This is a genomic window from Microbacterium sp. Bi98 (assembly GCF_918698045.1).
Classification (GTDB): domain Bacteria; phylum Actinomycetota; class Actinomycetes; order Actinomycetales; family Microbacteriaceae; genus Microbacterium.
In genome coordinates, this window is sequence record NZ_CAKKLK010000001.1 from 336,851 (window position 1) to 358,685 (window position 21,835).

General features: G+C 67.7%; 24 protein-coding genes and 1 tRNA gene. 4 read left to right on the forward strand and 21 right to left on the reverse strand.

What is annotated here, in order from left to right; translation table 11 throughout:
• Positions 1 to 42: 42 nt before the first annotated feature.
• From LQZ85_RS01645 to LQZ85_RS01660, 4 genes are all read right to left on the reverse strand, one after another.
• Positions 43 to 1,419 (reverse strand): cystathionine beta-synthase, encoded by a 1,377-nt coding sequence (locus LQZ85_RS01645; RefSeq protein ID WP_056279809.1) that lies wholly within the window; start codon positions 1,417 to 1,419, stop codon positions 43 to 45.
• An 89-nt stretch (positions 1,420 to 1,508) separates the two neighbouring features.
• Complete coding sequence (locus tag LQZ85_RS01650; RefSeq protein ID WP_056279807.1) at positions 1,509 to 2,468, reverse strand: carbohydrate ABC transporter permease; 960 nt, start codon at positions 2,466 to 2,468, stop codon at positions 1,509 to 1,511.
• The gene (locus tag LQZ85_RS01655; protein WP_053097425.1) at positions 2,465 to 3,604 is read right to left on the reverse strand and encodes a sugar ABC transporter permease; all 1,140 of its coding nucleotides are present in this window, start codon (positions 3,602 to 3,604) and stop codon (positions 2,465 to 2,467) included. Before LQZ85_RS01655 ends, LQZ85_RS01650 begins: the two co-directional genes overlap by 4 nt.
• A 103-nt stretch (positions 3,605 to 3,707) precedes the next feature.
• Complete coding sequence (locus LQZ85_RS01660) at positions 3,708 to 5,024, reverse strand: extracellular solute-binding protein (RefSeq protein ID WP_053097426.1); 1,317 nt, start codon at positions 5,022 to 5,024, stop codon at positions 3,708 to 3,710.
• Positions 5,025 to 5,306: 282 nt separating this feature from the next.
• On the opposite strand from LQZ85_RS01660, the gene LQZ85_RS01665 reads away from it, so the two are divergent.
• A complete protein-coding gene (locus tag LQZ85_RS01665) occupies positions 5,307 to 6,311 on the forward strand; it encodes a LacI family DNA-binding transcriptional regulator (RefSeq protein ID WP_053097427.1) in 1,005 nt (334 codons plus the stop codon).
• Positions 6,312 to 6,426: 115 nt separating this feature from the next.
• Here LQZ85_RS01665 and rplL read toward each other — a convergent pair whose 3' ends face one another.
• The 3 genes from rplL to LQZ85_RS01680 all read right to left on the reverse strand — a co-directional run bounded on the left by rplL (position 6,427) and on the right by LQZ85_RS01680 (position 9,365).
• A complete protein-coding gene (gene rplL, locus LQZ85_RS01670; RefSeq protein ID WP_042539579.1) occupies positions 6,427 to 6,804 on the reverse strand; it encodes a 50S ribosomal protein L7/L12 in 378 nt (125 codons plus the stop codon).
• Between the two features lie 48 nt (positions 6,805 to 6,852).
• The gene (gene rplJ, locus LQZ85_RS01675) at positions 6,853 to 7,341 is read right to left on the reverse strand and encodes a 50S ribosomal protein L10 (protein WP_053097428.1); all 489 of its coding nucleotides are present in this window, start codon (positions 7,339 to 7,341) and stop codon (positions 6,853 to 6,855) included.
• A gap of 230 nt (positions 7,342 to 7,571) precedes the next feature.
• Positions 7,572 to 9,365, reverse strand: a complete 1,794-nt coding sequence (locus LQZ85_RS01680) for a glycoside hydrolase family 15 protein (RefSeq protein ID WP_056279805.1) — start codon at positions 9,363 to 9,365, stop codon at positions 7,572 to 7,574.
• Between the two features lie 51 nt (positions 9,366 to 9,416).
• Between LQZ85_RS01680 and LQZ85_RS01685 the strand changes: the two genes are divergently transcribed.
• Positions 9,417 to 10,781, forward strand: coding sequence for a glucose-6-phosphate dehydrogenase (locus LQZ85_RS01685; protein ID WP_230100383.1), 1,365 nt, complete (start codon positions 9,417 to 9,419; stop codon positions 10,779 to 10,781).
• A gap of 86 nt (positions 10,782 to 10,867) precedes the next feature.
• Entirely contained in the window at positions 10,868 to 11,560 is a 693-nt protein-coding gene (locus LQZ85_RS01690; protein WP_053097431.1) for a YqaJ viral recombinase family protein, read from the forward strand.
• Positions 11,561 to 11,581: 21 nt separating this feature from the next.
• On the opposite strand, the gene LQZ85_RS01695 is transcribed toward LQZ85_RS01690, so the two are convergent.
• The 6 genes from LQZ85_RS01695 to LQZ85_RS01720 form a co-directional block, all read right to left on the reverse strand.
• On the reverse strand, positions 11,582 to 12,088 hold the full coding sequence (locus tag LQZ85_RS01695) for a hypothetical protein (RefSeq protein WP_056279802.1): 507 nt from the start codon (positions 12,086 to 12,088) through the stop codon (positions 11,582 to 11,584).
• Positions 12,085 to 12,726 (reverse strand): hypothetical protein, encoded by a 642-nt coding sequence (locus LQZ85_RS01700; RefSeq protein ID WP_056279800.1) that lies wholly within the window; start codon positions 12,724 to 12,726, stop codon positions 12,085 to 12,087. Before LQZ85_RS01700 ends, LQZ85_RS01695 begins: the two co-directional genes overlap by 4 nt.
• Positions 12,723 to 13,340, reverse strand: coding sequence for a signal peptidase I (locus tag LQZ85_RS01705; protein ID WP_053097434.1), 618 nt, complete (start codon positions 13,338 to 13,340; stop codon positions 12,723 to 12,725). The genes LQZ85_RS01700 and LQZ85_RS01705 overlap by 4 nt, the downstream gene beginning before the upstream one ends.
• Before the next feature lie 37 nt (positions 13,341 to 13,377).
• Positions 13,378 to 13,995: a SipW-dependent-type signal peptide-containing protein gene (locus LQZ85_RS01710; protein WP_056279798.1), complete on the reverse strand. Its 618-nt coding sequence runs from the start codon at positions 13,993 to 13,995 to the stop codon at positions 13,378 to 13,380.
• A gap of 2 nt (positions 13,996 to 13,997) precedes the next feature.
• Complete coding sequence (locus LQZ85_RS01715) at positions 13,998 to 14,621, reverse strand: SipW-dependent-type signal peptide-containing protein (protein ID WP_053097436.1); 624 nt, start codon at positions 14,619 to 14,621, stop codon at positions 13,998 to 14,000.
• Positions 14,622 to 14,844: 223 nt separating this feature from the next.
• A complete protein-coding gene (locus tag LQZ85_RS01720; RefSeq protein WP_200955182.1) occupies positions 14,845 to 15,720 on the reverse strand; it encodes a LysR family transcriptional regulator ArgP in 876 nt (291 codons plus the stop codon).
• Between the two features lie 71 nt (positions 15,721 to 15,791).
• On the opposite strand from LQZ85_RS01720, the gene lysE reads away from it, so the two are divergent.
• Positions 15,792 to 16,451 carry an L-lysine exporter gene (gene lysE, locus LQZ85_RS01725; RefSeq protein WP_056279794.1) on the forward strand — a complete coding sequence of 220 codons (660 nt, stop codon included), beginning with the start codon at positions 15,792 to 15,794 and terminating at the stop codon, positions 16,449 to 16,451.
• A gap of 30 nt (positions 16,452 to 16,481) precedes the next feature.
• On the opposite strand, the gene LQZ85_RS01730 is transcribed toward lysE, so the two are convergent.
• The 8 genes from LQZ85_RS01730 to LQZ85_RS01765 form a co-directional block, all read right to left on the reverse strand.
• A complete protein-coding gene (locus LQZ85_RS01730; protein WP_056279792.1) occupies positions 16,482 to 17,303 on the reverse strand; it encodes an amino acid ABC transporter ATP-binding protein in 822 nt (273 codons plus the stop codon).
• Positions 17,290 to 17,955: an amino acid ABC transporter permease gene (locus LQZ85_RS01735; protein ID WP_053097440.1), complete on the reverse strand. Its 666-nt coding sequence runs from the start codon at positions 17,953 to 17,955 to the stop codon at positions 17,290 to 17,292. The genes LQZ85_RS01730 and LQZ85_RS01735 overlap by 14 nt, the downstream gene beginning before the upstream one ends.
• Positions 17,956 to 17,958: 3 nt before the next feature.
• Positions 17,959 to 18,771: an amino acid ABC transporter substrate-binding protein gene (locus LQZ85_RS01740; RefSeq protein WP_056279790.1), complete on the reverse strand. Its 813-nt coding sequence runs from the start codon at positions 18,769 to 18,771 to the stop codon at positions 17,959 to 17,961.
• A gap of 158 nt (positions 18,772 to 18,929) precedes the next feature.
• Complete coding sequence (rplA, locus tag LQZ85_RS01745; RefSeq protein ID WP_053097442.1) at positions 18,930 to 19,619, reverse strand: 50S ribosomal protein L1; 690 nt, start codon at positions 19,617 to 19,619, stop codon at positions 18,930 to 18,932.
• A gap of 11 nt (positions 19,620 to 19,630) precedes the next feature.
• A complete protein-coding gene (rplK, locus tag LQZ85_RS01750) occupies positions 19,631 to 20,062 on the reverse strand; it encodes a 50S ribosomal protein L11 (RefSeq protein WP_053097443.1) in 432 nt (143 codons plus the stop codon).
• Positions 20,063 to 20,253: 191 nt separating this feature from the next.
• On the reverse strand, positions 20,254 to 21,309 hold the full coding sequence (gene nusG / locus LQZ85_RS01755; RefSeq protein ID WP_056279788.1) for a transcription termination/antitermination protein NusG: 1,056 nt from the start codon (positions 21,307 to 21,309) through the stop codon (positions 20,254 to 20,256).
• Positions 21,310 to 21,350: 41 nt separating this feature from the next.
• Complete coding sequence (gene secE / locus LQZ85_RS01760) at positions 21,351 to 21,623, reverse strand: preprotein translocase subunit SecE (protein ID WP_053097445.1); 273 nt, start codon at positions 21,621 to 21,623, stop codon at positions 21,351 to 21,353.
• A 39-nt stretch (positions 21,624 to 21,662) separates the two neighbouring features.
• Positions 21,663 to 21,735: transfer RNA gene (locus LQZ85_RS01765), tRNA-Trp, on the reverse strand.
• Positions 21,736 to 21,835: the final 100 nt, after the last annotated feature.

Here is a 21,835-nt window from a genome sequence, read left to right on the forward strand (position 1 = left end):
CATCCGCTCCTGTTACGTCCGGCGTCCGGCGTCCGTGCGGGATCAGCGGGAGATGTACGACAGCAGGTCCTGTCGCGTGAGCACCGTGTGCGGCTTGCCGTCGAGGGTGACGAGCAGCGCGTCGACGTCGGCGAGCGCCGCACGTGCCTGCGCGATCGGCGCGTGGATGCCGATGAGGGGCAGCCTGTCCCCCACATGATCGCCCACGGCGTCCGCGGGCTTCGCATCGCCTCGGAACAGCAGGTCCAGCAGCCCCTTCTCGTCGACCGTGCCGACCACCTCGCCCATCATGACCGGCGGCTCGGCGCTCAGCACCACCAGCTGAGAGACGTCGTACTCGGTCATCATGCCGATGGCCTCGAGCACGGTGTCGGTCGGATGCGCGTGCACCAGATCGGGGATGCCCTCCCCCAGGCGGGCCGTGCGCGCGGCGAGCACGTCGCCGACGGTCTCGCCCTCCTCCACCTCGCTGAAGCCGTACGAGCGCATCCAGCCGTCGTTGAAGATCTTGCCGAGATACCCGCGCCCGCCATCCGGCAGCAGCACCACCATCACAGCGTCCGCCGGCAGATCACGCGCCACCCGCAGCGCGCCGACCACGGCCATGCCGCTGGAGCCTCCGACGAGGATTCCCTCTTCTCGCGCGAGCCGCCGGGTCATCGCGAACGACTCGGCGTCGTCGACGGCGACGATCTCGTGCGGCACGCTCGGGTCGTAGGCGCCGGGCCAGATGTCCTCGCCGACGCCCTCGACCAGGTACGGGCGCCCGGTGCCGCCGCTGTAGACGCTGCCCTCGGGGTCGATTCCGACGATGCGGACCCGATCGTCCGACACCTCTCGCAGATACCGGCCGGTTCCGGTGATCGTGCCCCCGGTGCCGACCCCGGCGACGAAGTGCGTGACGCGGCCGTCGGTGTCTCGCCAGATCTCGGGGCCGGTGGTCTCGTAGTGGCTGCGCGGCCCGTTGGGGTTCTCGTACTGGTTGGGCTTGAACGCCCCGGGGATCTCGCGGGCGAGCCGGTCGCTCACGCTGTAGTACGACTCGGGGCTGTCGGCCGCCACCGAGGTGGGCGTGACGACCACCTCGGCACCATAGGCGCGCAGCACGTCGATCTTGTCCTCGCCGACCTTGTCCGGCAGCACGAAGACGCACTTGTACCCGCGCTGCTGGGCGACCAGCGCGAGTCCGACGCCGGTGTTGCCGCTGGTCGGCTCGACGATCGTGCCGCCCGGCCGCAAGTCGCCCGAGGCCTCGGCCGCGTCGATGATGCGCGAGGCGATGCGGTCCTTCGCGGAGCCGCCGGGGTTGAGGTACTCGAGCTTCACGAGAACCGTGCACTCCACGCCCTCGGTGACGTGCTGGAGCTTCACGAGGGGCGTGTCGCCGACGAGGTCGACGATGGAGTCTGCGTACTTCATGTTCACAGCGTACGTGCGACGATGCCGCGACCGGGGCTGTGTTGCGCCCGATCGCGGCATCGTGTGCTCGACCTGTCTCCGAGAGCCGATCAGCCCTTGGTGGACCCCGCCAGGAGTCCTCGCACGAAGTACCGCTGGAGCGAGAAGAAGACGATCAGCGGGACGATGATCGACACGAAGGCTCCTGCGGTGAGCAGGTACCATCCCTCGCCGCGACCGGTGATCTCGGCGAGCACCTTCGTGATCGGCGAGGCGGCGCCGTCGGCGAACACGAGGGCGACGAGCAGGTCGTTCCACACCCACAGGAACTGGAAGATCGCCACCGACGCGATCGCCGGCATCGTCAGCGGAAGCACGATCCGGAAGAAGATCTGTCCGCGGGATGCGCCGTCGACGCGAGCCGCCTCGATGATCTCCCCCGGGATCTCCGACATGAAGTTGTGCAGCAGGTAGATCGCCAGCGGCAGCGCGAACATCGTGTGCGCGATCCACACCTGTGCGTAGCCGCCCGAGGCGTCCAGTCCCTGCGTCACCTGGACGCCGAACAGGTTGATGCCCCGCGAGAACGACGACAGCAGCGGCACGAGAGCCATCTGGATCGGCACGATCTGCAGCGCGAACACGAAGATGAACAGCGCGTTGCGTCCCTTGAAGTCGATCCAGGAGAACGCGTAGGCCGCCATCGCCGCGATCATCAGCGGGATGAGCGTGGCGGGGATCGTGATCACGATGGAGTTGAAGAACGACTCCAGGATCGTCAGCTGCGTCGTTCCGGACTGCAGCACGGCGACATAGTTGTCGAGCGTCAGCTGCGGGTTGGTGAAGACCGTCCACCAGCCGCTCGTCTCGATCGCGTCCCTCTCACGGAACGACGAGATGAACAGGCCGAGCGTCGGAATCGTCCACACCACGGCGATCACGATCGATGCGACGGTGGCCCACGGACGGCTCAGGCGCTTGCGCGCGCGGCCGGCCGAGGCTTCGAAGCGTCCGGCGGTGGTGATCGCCCTCGTGCTCTTTCCGGTGTCTGAGTTCACGGTGTCGGTCATCGGATCTCCCGCTGCTTCTTGATCTGGCGCGCGTTGTAGATCACGATCGGGAGCACCAGGATGAACAGGATGACGGAGAGCGCAGCGCTGCGTCCCGCCTCGAACTTGGAGAACTGCGTGTACATCTCGTTCGCGAGCACCGAGGTGCCGTAGTTGCCACCGGTCATCGTGCGGACGATGTCGAAGACCTTCAGCGAGGCGATCGAGATGGTGGTGAGGACGACGATCAGCGCGGGGCGGATCGACGGGATCGTCACCGAACGGAATCGCTCCCACGCGTTCGCGCCGTCGAGCTCGGCCGCTTCGAGGAGCTCTGTGGGAACTCCCTTGATCGACGCCGACAGGACGACCATCGCGAAACCGGTCTGCACCCAGATCAGCACGACGATGAGGGCGAGGTTGTTCCACGGTCCGTTGAGCAGGAACTGCTGCGGTTCTCCGCCGAACCAGACCAGGATCTGGTTGAGCAGACCGATCTGCTCGAACTCCGGACCGCGGTAGGCGTAGACGAAGCGCCAGATGATGCTCGCGCCGACGAACGAGATCGCCATCGGCATGAAGACGAGGAGCTTGTAGATCTTCTCGCCGCGGGTCTTGTCGATGAACACCGCGTAGGCCAGACCGACGATGGTCGAGAGCGTCGGGACCAGGAGCACCCAGACGATCGTGTTCACGACCGAGGTGACGCCGTCGGACTGCGTGAAGATCCAGAGGTAGTTCGAGAAGCCGACGAAGTCGCTGCCGGTGGAGTTCCAGAACGACGCGTATACCGTCTGGATGGACGGCAGGATCAGGCCCGCGAGCAGCAGCAGCATGGCCGGGGCCATGAATGCCACGAGCTGGATCAGGTACCCGGCTCCGTCGCGGGAACGGTAGTCGAGGAAGAAGAACAGGGCGCCGACGGCGACCGCTACTCCCATCGCCCAGTAATAGGAGTTGAAGAACCACATCACCGCGAACGGGATGAGCAGGCACATCGCCAGGCGGATGCCGGTGTAGAGCGCGCCCTTGCGGGGCGCGATGTCGACGAGAAGCAGGATGACGACGACGACCACCGCGAACGCGATGACGACGGCGAGAGCCTGGGCGATCGGGGGCAGAGACCCGATCCATTGGAAGAACACAGTCGCGTTCATGGATTCCCCTTCATGAGACGGAGCTGATCAGCGGTCCGCGCGGCGATGCGCGGACCGAGAGGGAGAAGGTGGGCCGCCCGACGGGGCGGCCCACCTCATCCGATCAGCTGGAGGGCCAGCCGGTCTCGATCTGGGTCAGGACCTCGTCGGTCGAGGTGCCGTTGATCCAGGCGACCATGCCCTTCCAGAAGGTTCCCGAGCCGACGGCGCCGGGCATCTGGTCGGATCCGTCGAAGCGGAACGTGACCGAGTCGTCCTGGAGCAGCTTGATCGACTCCTGCAGGATCGGGTTCTCGACGGCCTCGATGTCGACGCCCTTGTTCGCAGACGTCACGCCACCGAGCGCCAGACGGCTGTCGGCCCACTCGGGGCTCGAGAGGTACTCGAGCACCTTCTGCGTCGCCTCGTCGTCGCTGAACGCGCCGACGATCTCGCCACCACCGGTGATGAACGTCTCGTCCTCGCTCTGGCTCGGAAGCAGGAACGCCCACACGTCGCCGTCCTCGGCGATGTTCGTGCCCTCGGGGAAGAAGCCCGACAGGAACGACGCCTGGTGCGTCAGTGCGCACTCGCCGCTCGCGACCGCAGGGGCCACGTCGCCGAATGCCGTGGAGTTGACCGAACGCACGTCGCCGAAGCCGCCGTTGACGTAGGCCGGGTTGAGCAGGATCTCGCCGGTGGCGTCGAACGCCTCCTTGATCTGCGGGTCGGTGAAGGGGATCTCGTTCTTGACCCACTGGTCGTAGACGTCGGCGCCCGCGTTGCGGAGCACGAGGTCCTCGATCCAGTCGGTGCCGGGCCAGCCGGTCGCCACACCCGACTCGAAGCCGGCGCACCAGGGTGCCTTGCCGCTCTTCTCCTGGATGGTCTGGGTCAGTGTGAGCAGCTCGTCCCAGCTCGTGGGCTCCTGGACTCCCCACTCGGCGAACTTCGTCGGCGAGTACCAGACCCAGCCCTTGACGCTCGCCATGAGCGGCGCGCCGTAGAACTCGTCCTCGTAGGTGCCGAAGTCGACCCACCCCTGCGTCCAGTACTCCTTGGCGTTCGCCTCGACGGCGTCAGGGGCCGGCTTCAGGAAGTCGCGAGCCGCGTAGTCCGCGAACAGACCCGGCTGCGGGAAGATCGCGATGTCGGGCGGGTTGCCGCCCTGTGCACGGGTGCCGAGCTGAGTCTCGAAGTCCTGGCTGCCCTCGTACTTGATCGTGATGTCGTTCTCCTTCTCGAAGTCCGCCCAGGACTCTGCGAGAAGTTCTGCCTCTCCTTCGACGATCGTGCCGTAGATCGTGACGGTGTTGTCTCCGCCGCCGCCTTCTCCCCCGCCGTCCGTGCCGCCGGGAGCACCACAACCGGCGAGCGCGATGCCCGCGACTCCCAGCAGTGCGATTGGCGCGTAACGCCGGGAACGCTGTGACAGACCCATGTGAATTCTCCTCTTCGAGTTTCCCGGCTCCCACGACATTCCGCGCCGCCCCTCGGCACAGAATCGGGAACCGATTCCAGGACAACCTATCGGGGTCCGACGCCGCGGCACAATAAGCCAGGATCACAGACTGACAACCATTCGCAGCGCCCTGGCACGAACCATGGGAGCGCTCCCTCACAATTCCTGTGGAACCGGTTCCTTTTCGTCCCTGCGACCCGTTACGCTGTCATCGGCGCAGGGGTGGGGGCTCGCGTCGCAGTCATGGTCGAGGAGGACCGGATGAGCACGATCGCCGACGTCGCGGCGCGCGCTGGCGTGTCGAAGGCGACGGCGAGCCGAGCACTCAGCGGACGCGGTTACGTCTCGGAAGACACCCGCAAGCGGGTCGCCGATGCTGCCGGAGAACTCGCCTATGTCGCACACTCCTCCGCGACGAGTCTCGCCACGGGTCGCACGCAGACCGTCGGAGTCATCATGCCGCCGGTCGACCGCTGGTTCTTCTCGGAGCTGCTCGCCGGCATCCAGGAATCGCTGTTCGCCCTCGACTACGAGCTCGCGCTCTACGGCATCCGCGAAGGCAGCGAGACCCGCGAGCGCCTGTTCGACGTCGTGCTGCCCGGGCGACGGTTCGACGGGATCATCGCCGTCGGCATCCAGCCCAGCGCACAGGAGCTCGAACGTCTGCACCGCTCCGAGCGACCGCTCGTCAGCGTCGGTCCGTACAGTGAGGGATCCAGTGCCGTGTCGATCGACGACATCGCCGCCGCCCGGATCGCCACCGAGCACCTGATCGAACTCGGCCATACTGATATCGCGTTCGTCGGCGGATCCACGGATCCGGACCATCTCAGCTTCGGCGACGCCCAGCGCGTGGAGGGATATCTCGAGGCTCTCGCCGCGGCGGGACTCGAGGCGGTCGCGAGGATCGCGGACAGCCGCCCGACCATGCCCGGCGGCTACGCCGCCGCCGTCGAGCTCCTCGGTGACCGCAGAGGACGCCCCACCGCGATCGTCGGCGTCTGCGACGAGGCGGCGATCGGCGCGATGATCGCGGCACGTCGCCTTGGCATCGCCGTGCCGACCGAGCTCAGCATCGTCGGAGTCGACGACCACCAGCACGCCGAGATGTTCGCGCTCACGACCATCAGGCAGTCACCGCGCGAACAGGGCCACGAGGCAGTGCGCCTGCTGCGGCAGCAGATCGACCACCCGGATTCTCCGCGCGAGCGCACCGTGACGACATCCTCGCTGGTCGTCCGGAGCTCCACCGCCGGACGACGCTGACCGCTCCTCTGCGGATCTGCGCTCCGGACGCACGAAAGCCCCGGGCGGACCCGGGGCTTTCGTGAAGCGTTCAGACGCTTCCAGGGCGAGGCGTCACGCCGCGACCTGGAACGGATTACTTGAGGGTAACCGTGGCGCCTGCCTCTTCGAGGGCAGCCTTGGCCTTCTCGGCTGCTTCCTTGTTCGCGCCCTCGAGCACGGCCTTGGGAGCACCGTCGACGACGGCCTTGGCCTCGCCGAGACCGAGCGAGGTGAGCTCGCGGACGGTCTTGATGACCTGGATCTTCTTGTCGCCGGCAGCCTCGAGGATGACGTCGAAGGAGTCCTTCTCCTCAACCTCTTCAGCAGCGCCGCCGCCTGCGCCTGCAACGGCGACGGGGGCAGCAGCGGTGACCTCGAACTTCTCCTCGAACGCCTTGACGAAGTCGTTGAGCTCGACGAGGGTCAGGCCTGCGAACTGCTCGAGCAGCTCCTCAGTGGTGAGCTTAGCCATGATGTATCTCCTAGATAGGTGGGTTTGTTGAACGAGATCGTGGGTCGCTCACGCGGCCTCAGCGGTCTCCAGCTTTTCGCGAAGAGCATCGATGGTGGCAGCAGCCTTGCCCATCGTCGCCTTCATCATGCCCGCAGCCTTCGCCAGCAGAACCTCACGGCTCTCGAGCGCGGCGTACTTGTTGACCTCGTCGGCAGAGAGGGCGTTGCCCTCGAAGATGCCGGACTTGATCACGAGAAGCGGGTTGGCCTTGGCGAAGTCACGAAGAGCCTTGGCAGTGGCGACGAAGTCGCCATGCACGAACGCGACAGCCGACGGACCCTTGAGGTCGTCGTCCAGCGCGGTGATGCCAGCCTTGTTGGCGGCGATCTTGGTCAGCGTGTTCTTCACCACGGCGTACTCAGCGTCCTGACGGATGCTGTTGCGCAGCTCCTTGAGCTGGGCAACCGTCAGACCGCGGTACTCGGTCAGCAGAACGGCAGTCGAGTTCTCGAATGACTTCGTGAGCTCGGCAACCGATGCGTCCTTCTGCGCCATGGTCACTCCTTGGTGTGTACGAGGCGCCTCACGGAGGTGAGGCGCCGACCCCTGACCGCATGCAACAGAAAAGCTCCGGCGCAAGCGCACGGAGCTCTGAAAGTTCGTGTCCTGCGCGGGCCCCTGCTGAGCAGAGCTTCGATCGCCTCGCGTTCTCACGCACGACGATGACCAGCGGTCTTCGGTTGTTCCCAGGCTACCTCATCGACCGCCGACCCTCAAATCGGACGTCAGTCCCGGTGCGCCGCGCGTCCCCGGTGCCCGGCGAGTGCGTCGGCGGCCCGGATGAGACTCAGGTGCGAGAGCGCCTGCGGAGTGTTGCCGGCCTGCCGCTGGTGTCCGACGTCGTACTCCTCCGAGAGCAGGCCGAGATCGTTCGCCATCGCCATCACTCCGGCCATGAGGTTCTGCGCGTCGCCCGTGCGCCCGCTCGCCGCATACTGCTCGACGAGCCAGAAGCTGCAGGCGATGAAGGGATGCTCCCCTCCACCGAGTCCGTCGACCCCGGACTCGGTGCGATAGCGCCGCACGAATCCGTTCACGAGCAGGCGACTCTCGATCTCGGCGACGGTGCGCAGCATGCGCGGATCGTCGGCGGCGCAGTACCCGACCTGCGGCAGCAGCAGCAGCGAGGCATCGACGTCGCCGGATCCGTAGTGCTGGACGAAGTGGCCGCCCTCCGCATCGACACCGCGGTCGTCGATCTCGCGACGCAGGCGATCGCGCACGCCCTCCCACCGCTCGGCATCGCCGGCGAGACCATGCTCCCGCACGGCACGGACTCCCCGGTCGAGCGCGGCCCACATCATGACCCGCGAGTGCGTGAACCACTGCGGCTCGCCCCGGATCTCCCAGATTCCGTTGTCGGGGCGATCGATCGACGCGATCACCTGCTCGACGAGCGCGCGCTGCAAGGGCCAGGAGAAGTCCCCCTCTTCCAGACCCGCGATCCTGGCCGCCTCGAGAGCGACCAGGACCTCGCCGATCACATCACCCTGGTATTGGTCGACGGCCCCGTTGCCGATGCGCACCGGCGCTGAACCGTCATAACCGGGGAGACTGGTCAGCTCGCGCTCGAGGAGATCGCGCTCACCGGCGATCCCGTACATGATCTGCACCTCCCGCGGTTCCCCCGCGACGGCCCGGAGCAGCCAGCGACGCCACTGATGCGCTTCGGCGAGGAAGCCATGAGCGATCAGCGCCTCGAGCGTCAGCGCGGCATCCCGCAGCCAGACGAAGCGGTAGTCCCAGTTGCGCGAGCCGCCGAAGTCCTCGGGCAGCGAGGTCGTGGCCGCGGCGACGATGCCTCCGGTGTCCTTGTTGGTGAGCGCACGCAGCACCAGCAGAGAGCGGACGACGGCGTCGCGATGCGGGCCGTCGTGGCGGATCCCGCTCGCCCATCCCTGCCACCAGGCCCGCGTCCCGGCGATCGCCTCTTCGACGTCGAGCGGCTTCGGCGCTTGCTCATAGGAGAGGAACCAGCTGAGCGTGAGGTCCCGGATCTCGTCGGGGCCGACCGTCACCGTCGCCCGGTGCCGATGGTCCTCGGCGTGGAATCGCACGCCGCGCACGATCACCGACTCGGGCCCGGCCGTCGCATGCAGCGCCGGGTGATCCGGAGTGCCGACCTGCCGCACCCACGGCAGCCGACGGGAGTAGTCGAAGTGCAGGCGCAGCTCGGTGTCGAACTCGACGCTGCCCGAGACGCCGACGATCCGTCGGATGACCTCGGTGCGCGTCGGCTGGATCGGCATGAACTCGTGCACCTCCGCGACGCCCTCCGCCGTCTCCCACCGGGTGACCAGGATGAAGGTGTCCGAGAGGTAGAACCGCGTCGATGTCGCCCCGGCATCGCTCGGGCGCAGCGTCCAGCATCCGTGACCGGGGTCGCCCAGGAGAGCGCCGAACACCGAGGACGAATCGAAACGCGGAAGGCACAGCCAGTCGATGCTGCCGTCTCGCGAGACGAGCGCGCCGGTGCGGCAGTCGCTGAGCAGGGCGTAGTCCTCGATCGGAGCGGGCATCGACCGAGTCTGGCATGTTCACCCGAGGGTCGGAGCGATTACGGTGAGAACATGACCGATGCGACGACGCTGGTGATCCTCGGTGCAGGTGGCGACCTCACCTCTCGGCTCCTCCTGCCCGCTCTGGGCCAGCTGCTGAAGAGAGAACCCGCGCGTTCGGTGCGGATCGTCGGCGCCGATCGCGAGGAGTGGACGGATGCCGAGCTGCGGGCCGTCGTCGACACGGCCTTCGCCTCGATGGACGCCGAGGACGCGGCAGCCCGTGTCGACGTCACCTACGCCCGCACCGACATCACGCGCGCCGACGATCTGCGTGCGCTGCTCGGCGGCCTCACCGGCCGCGTGGCCCTCTACTTCGCAGTGCCTCCGGCCGTGGCGGCGGCGTGCATCGCCGCACTCACGCCCGACATGCTGCCCGCGGGCGCGATGCTCGTGATGGAGAAGCCGTTCGGCACCGACGAGTCGAGCGCCCGCGAGCTGAATCGCATCCTCACCGCCCTCGTGCCCGAGACCCAGGTGTTCCGCGTCGACCACTTCCTGGGTCGCTCGACCACGCTGAATCTCCTCGGCGCACGGTTCGCGAACCGCATCCTCGAACCGCTCTGGTCTGCGGAGAGCATCGAGTCCATCGACATCGTCTACGACGAAGCGCTGGCGCTCGAGGGGCGTGAGGGTTACTACGACAAGGCCGGCGCACTGGTCGACATGATCCAGAGTCATCTGCTCCAGGTGCTCGCGGTGCTCGCGATGGAAGAGCCCGCCACCCTCGACGAGGTCGACTTCCGCGCCGCGACCGGCGCGGTGCTCCGCGCGACCACCGTGTGGGGCGACGACCCCGCCGGGTCGTCTCGCCGCGCCCGCTACACCGCGGGAGAGATCGACGGCACCGCGAAGCCCTCGTACGTCGACGAACCCGGCGTCGACCCGGGTCGGGAGACCGAGACGCTCGCCGAGGCGACCTTCGAGGTCCGCAACGCGCGCTGGGCGGGAATCCCGTTCCGGCTCCGCTCCGGCAAGGCCCTCGGAACGCCCGCCAGAGAGATCGTCGTGCGCTTCCGTCCTGTCCGCCATCTGCCCCGCGGGCTCACCGGCACGTCCGACGGAGCGGTGCTGCGCTTCTCGCTCGGTCCCGACCGGATGTCGCTCGAGCTGAACCTGAACGCATCCGAGGACCCGCTCGAGCTGGAACGCGCGATCCTGTCCGCGGAGCTCGGCGAGGGCGCGCTCAAGGCGTACGCCGAGGTGCTGTCCGGCGTCCTCGACGGGGATCCGATGCTCGCCGTGCGGGGAGACGCCGCCGAGCAGTCGTGGCGGATCGTTGCCCCCATCCTCGAGGCGTGGCAGCGGGGCGATGTGCCGCTCGACGACTACGTCGCCGGATCCGCCGGCCCGGAGGCGTGGCCGACGCACAGCTGAGTCTCTGCCGGGGTCGAACGCCCGAGGGAACGGCCCGGGCGGCGTGTGCGGGAGGGAGAGTCGGCGACCGGGGTTACCCTCGATAGGTGACCCCCGAACTCCAAGCTCGCATCGTCGCGGACTCCCGCGACCGCGTCGCCTGGATGCGGGCACGGTCCCGCGGGATCACCGCCACGGATGTCGCCGGACTCACGAGCGAGCGGTCCATCGCCCGCGCCGCCGACTCCAAGCTCGGCGGCGGGCCCCGGTTCGGAGGCAACGCCTACACCGATCACGGACGCCGCCGCGAGCCCGAGATCGCCGCCTGGGTGGCGGCGACGCACGGCATCCTCCCCTCCTCCGCCCTGTTCCGCGCTGAGGTCGAGCACCGCCATCTCGCGACTCCCGACGGTATCGCCGTCGACGCCGACGGTCGCGTGAAGCTCGCGGAGATCAAGACCACGAACAAGGCGTTCCGCGGCATCCCCCGCACCTACCTGCGTCAGGTGTGGTGGCAGCAGCACGTGCTGGGCGCCGAGCGCACGCTCTTCGTCTGGGAGGAGCACGTCGACTTCTCCCCCATCCATGACGAACCCCGCTGCGTCTGGATCGACCGCGACGACCGCGAGATCGCGAAGCTCGTCGGCCTCGCCACAGATCTCATCGACGAGCTCTACCGGCGCACCACCGGTCAGCAGGTGCCGACCCGCATCGCGGATGCCGCGGCGGCCGCCGCCGCCAGCCGGCGCGAGCACCTGCGCGAGCGCGATGCGTTCCGCGCTCTCGCACTCGCCGACTGAGCCGGTCCGCACCGCACGAACTCACGTGCAGGACGCGTTGAGCCCGAGCAGCGCGATCGACAGCTGGCGCGAGGTCCCGGCCGACACCCAGGACGTACCGGCCAGGAGGTTGGTCACCGTCAATGTCGTGGTGCTGCCGAGAAGGTTGGAGATGAGGCTGGCGAGCAGACTCTGAGTGAGGACGGCGGTGTGGGTGTAGAGGCCGCCGGCAGGACCTGTCGTGGTGATGTTCGCCGCCGGGACCACTGCTGTCGTCGCTCCCTGGGTGAGTGTGAGCCTGACCCCGCTGGCGGGATACACCGACGTCCACACGAGCCGGACGTTCTGGAAGACGCCCAGACCGTTGTTCGCCACCGTGCAGGCGATGATCGTGGCGGGGGGAACGCGGAACGCCGTGATCGTGGCTCGACCGTACTCCGGGTCGGTGAATGCCGCGTCGGTGATCTGCGCCGGCGGCGCGAGGGCCACTCCGCAGAGCAGCGCCGCACCGGCGACTCCGGCCAGGACGCGCTGCCGCCGCACGATCACGACTCGCCTCGGTGAGCTCCGGTGCTGCGGCGGCGCCGGGTCGCACTCAGCGCGGCACCACCGGCCACCAGGGCCAGCGCCCCGCCGATCGCCCAGGGAGCGAAGGTCGCACCGCCCGTCGTCGCCAGCCCGCCGTCGGGTCCGACCGTCGCGGACTCTCCGGCGCCGCGTGCATGCACGCGCACCTGGGTGCTGCCGTCGTCCGCGCCGTCCAACGCGATGACGAGCCTGAGGTGGGCCACCTCTGTGTCGGCCATCTCGACGAGCGGCACCTCGAGGCCGTCACGAGGTATCGACCAGCCGGACTCGAGTGTGGTCGCGCCTCCCCGGCATCCGCTCTCATCCCACTCCTGCGCACAGCGGAGCACGTCCATCACCAGCGCCGCACCGCCGCTCGCACTGACTCCTACCGCCACGGTCCCGGGGTCCGGTGCCTCAGCGCTCACCGTCACATCCCACTGCACGGGCTGGCCAGGCAGGAGGCTCGACGCGGCATCCCAGTCGGCGACGGAGACCAGCCGCAGCACCTGTCCCTGCACGACCTCGGTCGAGGGGGCCGCCCACGCCGGACTCACCGCGACGAGCGCTGCGCAGACGACCGCACAGGCACCCGCGACGCACGCCACCCGCCGGTTCATCGGTCGACTCCCGCCGGATCGACCTGCTCGCGACTCTCCTTCCGGGAGCGCGGCCAGAACGCCCAGACGACGAGGACCGTCGCGCCGATCGTGAGTCCGCCCAGTACGTACGGATCGCCCATCGCGACGATCACGGTCGCGATGCCGGGGATCGAGAACAGCACGATCCGAACGGTCTGCACGGTGTACGGATACGGATCGTCGGCCGCGTTCGCGTCTCCGCGCATCGTGATCACCCGTTCGTCCGCACTCGCACCGGGAGCGATCGAGGTGATGCGGTGCGTGACCGGCAGATCGCCTGCTCGATCGACGGTGACGACGTCGCCGACCTGCACCTCGGATGCCGGGACGCTCTGGACCACCGCCACGGAACCGGCGGGAATCGTCGGCGCCATCGATCCCGTGCGGAACATGATGAGGGTGATGTTCGCCGTGAAGGCGACGATCACGAGCACGATGCAGATGACCCCTGCGGCGGCGGCGAGCCAGAGGAGGACATCGGCGAGCGCCCTCCCGAGAGTGCCTCGCGAGGACGCCGCGGCGGGTGCCGGCGACGCGGACGCATCATCGACCGTCGCCTGTTCACGCAGGCTGCGCCTCGTCGGTGCACTCATGTCTCCTCCTCACGTCATCCGATGCTCTGCCCGCACGTCAGCTCGACACTCCGGCGATCTGCCATGTCTGGATCGCCGTCAGCCCTTGCGCGCCGTTGTCGGTCGCTGCCGGCAACGTCACTGCGAAGCAGTAGTTCACGGTCGTTCCGCCGTTGGCCGCGACCGCCTGGGTGCCGGTGCCGCCGACCGACAGCAGCGAGTTGTCGGGAACGACAGCCGTCCCGGCCGTGTAGGTCGTGCTGTTGCAGGCCGTCCCCGCGATGGCCCTCACTCCGTATCGCAGGTAGGTGCCGAGCCCGGTTCCCGCCGTCGACGTCACGCTGAGCTGCAGCGTGCCGGCCACCGATGGATTCGCGGTCCGCACGCTGAACAGCGCGTACGTGGTGTTGCCGGGAGCCATGGCCGAGAACGGTGCGCTGAACGACAGCGCCGCCGGGGTGCCCACCGGGTGGCTCGAGAACGTGGCACCGTCTGTCGCCCCGACGATGTCGAACCGCCCGGCGGTGAAGGTCGCATTGCCGTATTCGGAATCGTTCCAGGCGGCCAGGGTCATCGTCGCGCCGACGCCGAACACCAGCCCGCCCGCGAGCACAGCGCGTATCCGACGGGAGAGCAGTCGCTTCCCCTCCCGCATGCCTCTGCGGGTGTCGGCCATGATCAGTCCGCAGTCGAGGTGGCCGTGAACTCCCAGGTCGCGGTCGCGGCGGCGCCCTGCGTGAGACCGGCGCCCGCGGTCACCGCGAAGCACAACTGCACAGGCGTTCCCGCCGTCCCTGCCGGTGCGCCCTCAGCGAGAGGAACCGACGTGGCTCCGGTCTGAGCGCTCAATGTGGTGCCCGTCGCGACGACGGTTCCTGCCGCCGTGGCGTCGCACACGTCGCCCGCGTCGATGGCCGTCACGGTGTACGACAGGTTGGCCTCGTTGCCACCCGTGCCCGCGGTGATCCCCGACGGCACCAGCGTGGCGCCGTTGGTGGTCGTGCTGTCGAGACGCACCCAGAACGGTGCGTAGACGACGTCGCCCGGAGACATCGACGACGCCACGGCGGGCAGCTGGAAGACGAGCGCCGCTGCAGTGTCCCCCAGATCGACGTTGTGATCGTCGTACCCGTCGGTCGCGCTCGTCGTGGATCCCTCCAGATTGAACGAGCCTGCGGTGAAGGTGCCGGTCGCGAACTCGGAGTCGTTCCATGCAGCGAGCGTCACCCCGATTCCGACGCCGAGCACCAGCCCACCGGCGAGCACTGCCAGAACCTTGCGTTGCGTGTCCTTCTCAGCCATGACATTCCCCCTCAGGAATCTCACGAGACGCAGATGGCTGGGGATGGTCGCCCTTCGCGGCCCGCATCCGGTACTCGTGTCGTTCCCGACAGCTTTGTCCACTTCCTGCGCCTGTTCAAGGCCGTCCGTGTCACGATTGCGCATTCCGGCTCACGAATTGCGCAGAAACGTCTATCGGTTTCTGCGACCGATCGGATGGTTGCAGTTCGTCCAGAGCTGCAGCTCAGCTCGCGAGAACACGCTGCGCCTCGACGGAGACTTCGGCCGCGATGGTGTCGAGCAGCGCGGAGCGCAGGTTCCACTGCTGCCAGTACAGCCTGACTCGCAGCGGCGGCCCGCCGAGCGGCACGAGCTCGCGCTCCTTCTGCAGGAGCGGCAGCATCCCCCATCCGAGGCCGAGCCGCACGGCGAGCGCGTAGTCGTGCGACGCGGGCACGTAGTGCCGAGGGGCCCCGTGGTGCGCGACCCCCATCCGCTCGAGCCATTCGTGCTGAAGCGTGTCTCGTCTGTCGAAGTCGACGAAGGGCGCCGCGCTCAACGCCTCTCTGGTGACACCGGACGAGAACCAGCGATCAGCGAACGCCGGTTCTGCCATCGCGTGATACTCCAGCACGCCGAGCGGTGCGACGGAGCACCCGGCGACCGGCGCCGCCTCACTCGTGACCGCCGCCATCACCGTGCCGGACTCGAGCAGCCGAGCCGTGAAGTTCTGGTCGTCGCGGTGCAGGTCGAAGTCGAGGTCGTGGGCTGCCGAGAGCCGTGCGAGCGGAGGCAGGAACCACGTCGCCATCGAGTCCGCGTTCACGGCGAGCGGTATGCGGGTGCGGGGCGCCTCGTCGCCCTCGAGGCCGAGTCCTGCGAGGGCATCGTGCTCGAGGAGTGCCAGCTGTCGTGCGAGCCGCACGACAGCCTCGCCCGCCTCGGTGAGACGGGCAGGCTTGGTGCGCACGACGAGGACCCGTCCGAGCTGCTCCTCGAGCGTCTTGAGCCGCTGGCTCACGGCGGAAGGAGTCACCCGCAGCACCCGCGACGCCGCGTCGAGGGTTCCCTCGTCGGCCACGGCGGCGACAGTGGCGGCAAGCTCCGGATCGATCTTCACATTAGCCATGCTAATGGCGCACAAGGAATCATCGCTGGTGCTCATGTCCGTGCCATCCGTACCGTGGACTCATGCTCTCCGTCTTCTCGGGTCTCGGACTCGGCCTCTCCCTGATCGTCGCCATCGGCGCGCAGAACGTGTTCGTCCTCCGTCAGGGCATCCGCAGAGAGCACGTCCTGCCGGTCGTCATCATCTGCGCCGTGTCCGACGCCCTGCTCATCGCCGCCGGCGTCGCGGGACTCGGCTTCGTCATCTCCGCAGCCCCGTGGCTCGTGGTCGTCGCGCGCTGGGCGGGGGCCCTGTTCCTCCTGGCCTACGGCATCCTCGCCGCCCGCCGCGCCTGGAGGGGCGGGGAGGAGCTGCGAGTCGACCGGACCGGTGCGGAGGGCTCGGCGCCCGGGTCGGGCGGCGGAGCCACGACGGCGACCCGCACCGCGCTCGCTCCCGTGATCGCGACGGCTCTCGCCCTGACCTGGTTGAACCCGCACGTCTACCTCGACACGGTCCTGATGCTCGGGTCGATCGCCGCGACGCACGGCGACGAGCGCTGGCTGTTCGCCGCCGGAGCGATCGCCGCCAGCATCCTGTGGTTCACCGCGCTGGGGTTCGGCGCCCGCTATCTCGGCCGCTGGCTGCGCACGGAACGAGCGTGGCGCATCCTCGACGCGCTGATCGCCGTCGTCATGATCACCCTGGCTGTCAGCCTGGTGCTGCCGGTGCTCGGCGGCTGACCCTGCGTCGCAGACGTGAGCGGACGCCCGTCAGTCGCCGTCGAGGGGCCGAAGGATGCGAGTGAGGAACCTCTGGGTGCGCTCGTGCTGCGGCGCGCCGAAGATATCGGCCGGCGCGCCCTGCTCGACGACCACACCCGCGTCCATGAAGAGCACATGATCCGCCGCCTCGCGCGCGAAGCTCAGCTCATGCGTCACCACGACCATGCTCCACCCCTCGTCGGCGAGCTCCTTGATCACGAGCAGGACCTCCCCCACGAGCTCGGGGTCGAGTGCGCTCGTCGGCTCGTCGAACAGCAGGAGGTCGGGACGCAGCGCGAGAGCGCGGACGATGCCGACCCGTTGCTGCTGACCGCCGGAGAGCTCGTGAGGTCGAGCATCGGCCTTGTCGGCGAGCCCCACGCGGGCGAGCAGGACGCGGGCCTCGGCGACCACCTCGGCCTTGGGTCTGCCCTGCACCCGCCATGGTCCCTCGATCACGTTCTCGAGCACCGAGAAGTGCGGGAAGAGGTTGTGATGCTGGAAGACCATCGCCGACCGATCGCGCAGCGCGAGACGCTTCTGCGCGCGCGTGCGCTTCGACACCGGATCCGACGGGGCGAAGTCGATGTCAGGGCCCCCGGCCACGACGATGGTCCCGGCATCCGGCGTCTCGAGCCCGTTGAGCGCACGCAGCACCGTCGTCTTGCCCGATCCGCTCGGACCGATCAGCACGACGACCTCTCCGCGGTGCAGCGTGAGGTCGATGCCGCGGAGCACCTCGTTGTCGCCGAAGCGCTTGTGAAGACCGCGGGCGGTGAGCAGGGCGTCGGCGGCGGACCTGGGCGAGTGCGCCGGATCAGTGAGCGACATTGCGATCGAGTCTCCTCTCGAGTGCGCTCTGGCCGAACGACAGCACCAGGCAGATCACCCAGTACACGAGCGCGGCAGCCAGGTAGACGACCATGAACTCCAGGGTCGCCGCCGCGATCTGCTGCGCCACCTTGAAGAGCTCGGTGACGAGGATCAGCGAGGCCAGCGACGTGTCCTTCACCAGCGAGATGAACGTGTTGGACAGCGGAGGCACCGAGACCCGCGCTGCCTGGGGAAGGATCACCCGCGTGAGTGTGCGCGTGCGATTCATGCCGACCGTGTACGCCGCCTCCCACTGCCCCTTCGGGACGGAGAGGATGGCGGCGCGCACCACTTCGGCTCCGTACCCGCCGACGTTCAGCGACAGTGCGATGATCGCGCTGGTCCACGGATCGAGCTTGAGTCCGATCGATCCGAGCCCGTAGAAGATCACGAACAGCTGCACGATCATCGGCGTGCCGCGGATGACCGAGATGTAGAACCTGGCGATGCCCGACAGCACGGGATTGACCGAGATCCGCATCAGCGCTGCGCCGATGGCGAGCACGAGACCCAGCGCGAAAGAGATCAGCGCGAGCGGAACCGTCACCGTCACCCCCGCGAGGGCGATCGGTCCGAGCGAGTCGAAGAACAGCTGCCACGGATTCTCCATGGGTTACTGGGTCACGTCTTCGCCGAAGTACTTGTCGCTGATCTCGGCCAGGGTGCCGTCGGCACGCAGCTCTTCCAGAGCGCCGTCGATCGCCTCGACGAGGTCCGTCTTGTCCTTGGTGAAGACGAATGCCTGCTCACCGGCCTCGTCGGTCTCGGCGGCGATCTTCAGGCCGGACGGGCTGTTGGTGGTCTCATAGTCGAGGAAGGTCAGCTTGTCGTTGACGGTCGCATCGACGCGGCCCTGACGCAGCAGCTCGACGGCCTGCGCCCACCCCTCGACGCCTTCGACGGTGGCACCGGACTCGGTGGCCAGCTCGTACCAGTTGCTGGTGAGCGACTGCGCCGTCGTCTTGCCCTCGAGGTCGTCGAACGACGAGATCGAGTCGTCGTCCTCGGCGACGACGATGACTCCCGGCGAGACGGTGTACGGGGTGCTGAACAGGTACTTCTCCTGGCGCTCCTCATTGATGCTCACCTGGTTGGCGATCACGTCGAAACGGCCCGCGTCGAGACCGGCGAAGATCGCATCCCACTGGGTCTCCTGGAACTCGACCTCGAGGTCGAGCTTGTCGGCGACCGCCTGGATGATCTCGACGTCGAATCCGGTCAGCTCGCCGGTTCCGCCGTCATCGTGGAAGCTGAACGGACGGTACGTGCCCTCGGTGGCGACCGACAGCGTGCCGTCCGTGACGAGGCCGAAGCCGGATCCGCTCTCACTCGAGCTGCTGTCGGCAGGCGTGGTGCTTCCGCTGCACGCGGTGAGTGCTGCTGCGGCGACGACCAGTGCGGTGACGGCGATGATGCGACGGGACATGTGACCCTCCTGGGGTGCGGTGAGGCGCGAGTGCTGTGACGCGGAACTCATTCACAGTACGCGGCATCGGACCGGCATCCCAACATCCGATGACGTCCGATGTCGTACTGCACGCAGAAAGGCCCCCGCAGAATGCGGGGGCCTTTCCGGAATCACACTCAGATGGCGTTGACGTCCAGCGGGATGCCGGGGCCGAACGTGGTCGACACGGCGCCCTTCTGGATGTAACGGCCCTTGGAGCTCGACGGCTTGAGGCGGACGATCTCCTCGAGCGCTGCGCCGATGTTCTCGTCGAGCTGCTCGGCCGAGAACGACGACTTGCCCACGACGAAGTGCACGTTGGCGTGCTTGTCGACGCGGAACTCGATTTTTCCGCCCTTGATCTCCTCGACGGCCTTGGCCGTGTTGGGGGTCACGGTGCCGGTCTTCGGGTTCGGCATGAGTCCACGCGGACCCAGGACCTTTCCGAGACGACCGACCTGGCCCATGAGCTCCGGGGTCGAGACGGCCGCGTCGAACGCGGTCCAGCCTGCGGCGACCTTCTCGATGAGCTCGGCGCCGCCGACCTCATCTGCACCTGCGGCGATCGCTGCCTCGGCCGCGGGGCCGGTGGCGAAGACGATGACGCGGGCGGTCTTACCGGTGCCGTGGGGCAGGATGACGGTGCCGCGCACCATCTGGTCTGCCTTGCGGGGGTCGACGGCGAGCTTCAGCGCGACCTCGACGGTCGAGTCGAACTTCGACGAGCCGGTCTCCTTGGCGAGGGCGACTGCCTCGGTGGGAGTGTAGAAACGGTCTGCCTCGATCTTCTCGGCGGCAGCCTTGTAAGCCTTGGACTTCGTAGCCATGATTATTCTCCTCAGCCCTCGACCGTGATGCCCATGGAACGGGCGGTGCCGGCGATGATCTTCGAGGCAGCCTCGATGTCGTTCGCGTTCAGGTCGGCCTGCTTGGTCTCGGCGATCTGACGGACCTGGTCCTTGGTGATCTTCGCCACCTTGACCGTGTGCGGCGTCGACGAGCCCTTGGGCACGCCGGCGGCCTTCTTGATGAGCTCCGCGGCCGGCGGGGTCTTCAGGATGAACGTGAAGCTGCGGTCCTCGTAGACGGTGATCTCGACGGGGATGACGTTGCCGCGCTGCGACTCGGTCGCGGCGTTGTACGCCTTGCAGAACTCCATGATGTTGACGCCATGCTGACCGAGCGCGGGGCCGATCGGCGGCGCCGGGTTGGCTGCACCGGCGTTGATCTGAAGCTTGATCAGGCCGGTCACCTTCTTCTTCGGTGCCATATCCTCTTCCTTTCATCGAACGGATGCCGGTTGCATCCGCTCTCCCGCGAACCCGGCATCTCCGGGCTGCGGTCGTCTGCGCGCACGCCGAAGCGGCACACAAACCAGACAAGTCTACCTGATGCGGAGCGGGCCCGGGAACGCGAGAACGGCCGCCCCGAATGGGACGGCCGTTCTCGGAGAAGCGTAGGTCAGACCATCTTCGTGACCTGGTCGAACGACAGCTCGACCGGGGTCTCGCGCTCGAAGAGCGACACGAGCACCGTGAGCTTGCCGCTCTCGGGCTTGATCTCGCTGATCGAACCGGGAAGACCCGCGAACGAGCCCTCCTTGATCGTGATGGTCTCGCCGACCTCGAAGTCGACCTCGGCCGGAAGCGGACGAGCGACGGCGAGGCCGCCCTTCGACGCGATGTTCTTGGCGGTCGGGACGTCCTTGACCTCGACGAGCGACTTCAGCATGTTGAAGGCCTCTTCGAAGCGCAGCGGCGTCGGGTTGTGGGCGTTGCCCACGAAGCCGGTGACGCCAGGCGTGTGACGCACGACCGACCAGGTGTCCTCGGTGAGCTCCATGCGCACGAGCACGTAGCCGGGGATGCGCACGCGGGTGACCATCTTGCGCTGGCCGTTCTTGATCTCGACCACGTCTTCCATCGGGACCTCGATCTGATAGATCTCGTCCTCGACCTCGAGCGTCGACTTGCGCTGCTCGATGTTGGCCTTGACCTTGCGCTCGAATCCGGCGTAGGAGTGGATGACGTACCACTTGCCCGGAAGCATCCGCAGGTCGAGGCGGAACGCCTCATACGGGTCTTCCTCGGCGTCGTCGCCCTCTTCGGACTCATCGTCGTCGGACTCGGCCACGGCGTCATCGTCGCCGTTGATGTCGGGTCCGTCGTAAGGGGTGACCTCGTCGGCCTCAGCGGCCTCGAGCTCGGCGGTCTCTTCCGCCACAGAATCGTTCAGGACCTCAGCGGCAGCCTCAGACTCGGCCGCTTCGTCCAGGTTGAGAGCGTCGTTCACGATCGCGTCCGCCTCCGGGTCGTCGATTTCGATGTCGTTGTCGTCGTCCTGCACATCGGCGTCGGCGTCTCCGTCGACGTCCTCGATGTGGAGGGCGACATGTTCGGCCGAGGTGACCGACTGCTCTTCCGCAGCGAGCACGTTGCCCTCCTGGGCCTCGTCCTCTTCGCTGGACTGCTCAGCAGCAGTCGCCCAGTCGGCGTCGTCGGAATATCGTTCAGACACGTTGTTTCTTTCCAATCACTGCGGCCAGGGCCGCGAGGGCGTCAGGCGCCCGGGACCCCGAAGACGATGTGCGTGACCCAGGCGAACAGGGTGTCGAGTCCGTAGACGATGCCCATGACGATGAGAACGAAGACGAGCACCACTGCGGTGAACTTGACCAGTTCCTTGCGGGTCGGCGTGACGACCTTGCGCAGCTCGGCGATGACCTGACGGAAGAACAGAGCGATGCCCCCGAAGAAGCCCACGATGCCACGCTTCTTCTCGCGGGTGGCGCCGGCCGCGACGACCTCGCCGCGCGGTTCGTCCTGATCCATCCTGAATGTACCTTTCGTGTGTCAGCGTGTGCTGACGCGCAGGGCGGACAGGAATCGAACCTGCAACCTGCGGTTTTGGAGACCGCTGCTCTGCCAATTGAGCTACCGCCCTAGAGACCGGGAGGTCTCGGGGTGTCATCTCCATCCTGCCATCGTTACCCGACCGCAAGGACCGGGGCACGGCGAAAGAATGCAGACAACAACTGCTCGTC

What these genes read in the sequence shown, in the direction of transcription:
- LQZ85_RS01645 (WP_056279809.1), bottom strand. Translation starts at nt 1,419, where the DNA reads ATGAAGTACGCAGACTCCATCGTCGACCTCGTCGGCGACACGCCCCTC.
- LQZ85_RS01650 (WP_056279807.1), bottom strand. Translation starts at nt 2,468, where the DNA reads ATGACCGACACCGTGAACTCAGACACCGGAAAGAGCACGAGGGCGATC.
- LQZ85_RS01655 (WP_053097425.1), bottom strand. Translation starts at nt 3,604, where the DNA reads ATGAACGCGACTGTGTTCTTCCAATGGATCGGGTCTCTGCCCCCGATC.
- LQZ85_RS01660 (WP_053097426.1), bottom strand. Translation starts at nt 5,024, where the DNA reads ATGGGTCTGTCACAGCGTTCCCGGCGTTACGCGCCAATCGCACTGCTG.
- LQZ85_RS01665 (WP_053097427.1), top strand. Translation starts at nt 5,307, where the DNA reads ATGAGCACGATCGCCGACGTCGCGGCGCGCGCTGGCGTGTCGAAGGCG.
- rplL (WP_042539579.1), bottom strand. Translation starts at nt 6,804, where the DNA reads ATGGCTAAGCTCACCACTGAGGAGCTGCTCGAGCAGTTCGCAGGCCTG.
- rplJ (WP_053097428.1), bottom strand. Translation starts at nt 7,341, where the DNA reads ATGGCGCAGAAGGACGCATCGGTTGCCGAGCTCACGAAGTCATTCGAG.
- LQZ85_RS01680 (WP_056279805.1), bottom strand. Translation starts at nt 9,365, where the DNA reads ATGCCCGCTCCGATCGAGGACTACGCCCTGCTCAGCGACTGCCGCACC.
- LQZ85_RS01685 (WP_230100383.1), top strand. Translation starts at nt 9,417, where the DNA reads ATGACCGATGCGACGACGCTGGTGATCCTCGGTGCAGGTGGCGACCTC.
- LQZ85_RS01700 (WP_056279800.1), bottom strand. Translation starts at nt 12,726, where the DNA reads ATGAACCGGCGGGTGGCGTGCGTCGCGGGTGCCTGTGCGGTCGTCTGC.
- LQZ85_RS01705 (WP_053097434.1), bottom strand. Translation starts at nt 13,340, where the DNA reads ATGAGTGCACCGACGAGGCGCAGCCTGCGTGAACAGGCGACGGTCGAT.
- LQZ85_RS01710 (WP_056279798.1), bottom strand. Translation starts at nt 13,995, where the DNA reads ATGGCCGACACCCGCAGAGGCATGCGGGAGGGGAAGCGACTGCTCTCC.
- LQZ85_RS01715 (WP_053097436.1), bottom strand. Translation starts at nt 14,621, where the DNA reads ATGGCTGAGAAGGACACGCAACGCAAGGTTCTGGCAGTGCTCGCCGGT.
- lysE (WP_056279794.1), top strand. Translation starts at nt 15,792, where the DNA reads ATGCTCTCCGTCTTCTCGGGTCTCGGACTCGGCCTCTCCCTGATCGTC.
- LQZ85_RS01730 (WP_056279792.1), bottom strand. Translation starts at nt 17,303, where the DNA reads ATGTCGCTCACTGATCCGGCGCACTCGCCCAGGTCCGCCGCCGACGCC.
- LQZ85_RS01735 (WP_053097440.1), bottom strand. Translation starts at nt 17,955, where the DNA reads ATGGAGAATCCGTGGCAGCTGTTCTTCGACTCGCTCGGACCGATCGCC.
- LQZ85_RS01740 (WP_056279790.1), bottom strand. Translation starts at nt 18,771, where the DNA reads ATGTCCCGTCGCATCATCGCCGTCACCGCACTGGTCGTCGCCGCAGCA.
- rplA (WP_053097442.1), bottom strand. Translation starts at nt 19,619, where the DNA reads ATGGCTACGAAGTCCAAGGCTTACAAGGCTGCCGCCGAGAAGATCGAG.
- rplK (WP_053097443.1), bottom strand. Translation starts at nt 20,062, where the DNA reads ATGGCACCGAAGAAGAAGGTGACCGGCCTGATCAAGCTTCAGATCAAC.
- secE (WP_053097445.1), bottom strand. Translation starts at nt 21,623, where the DNA reads ATGGATCAGGACGAACCGCGCGGCGAGGTCGTCGCGGCCGGCGCCACC.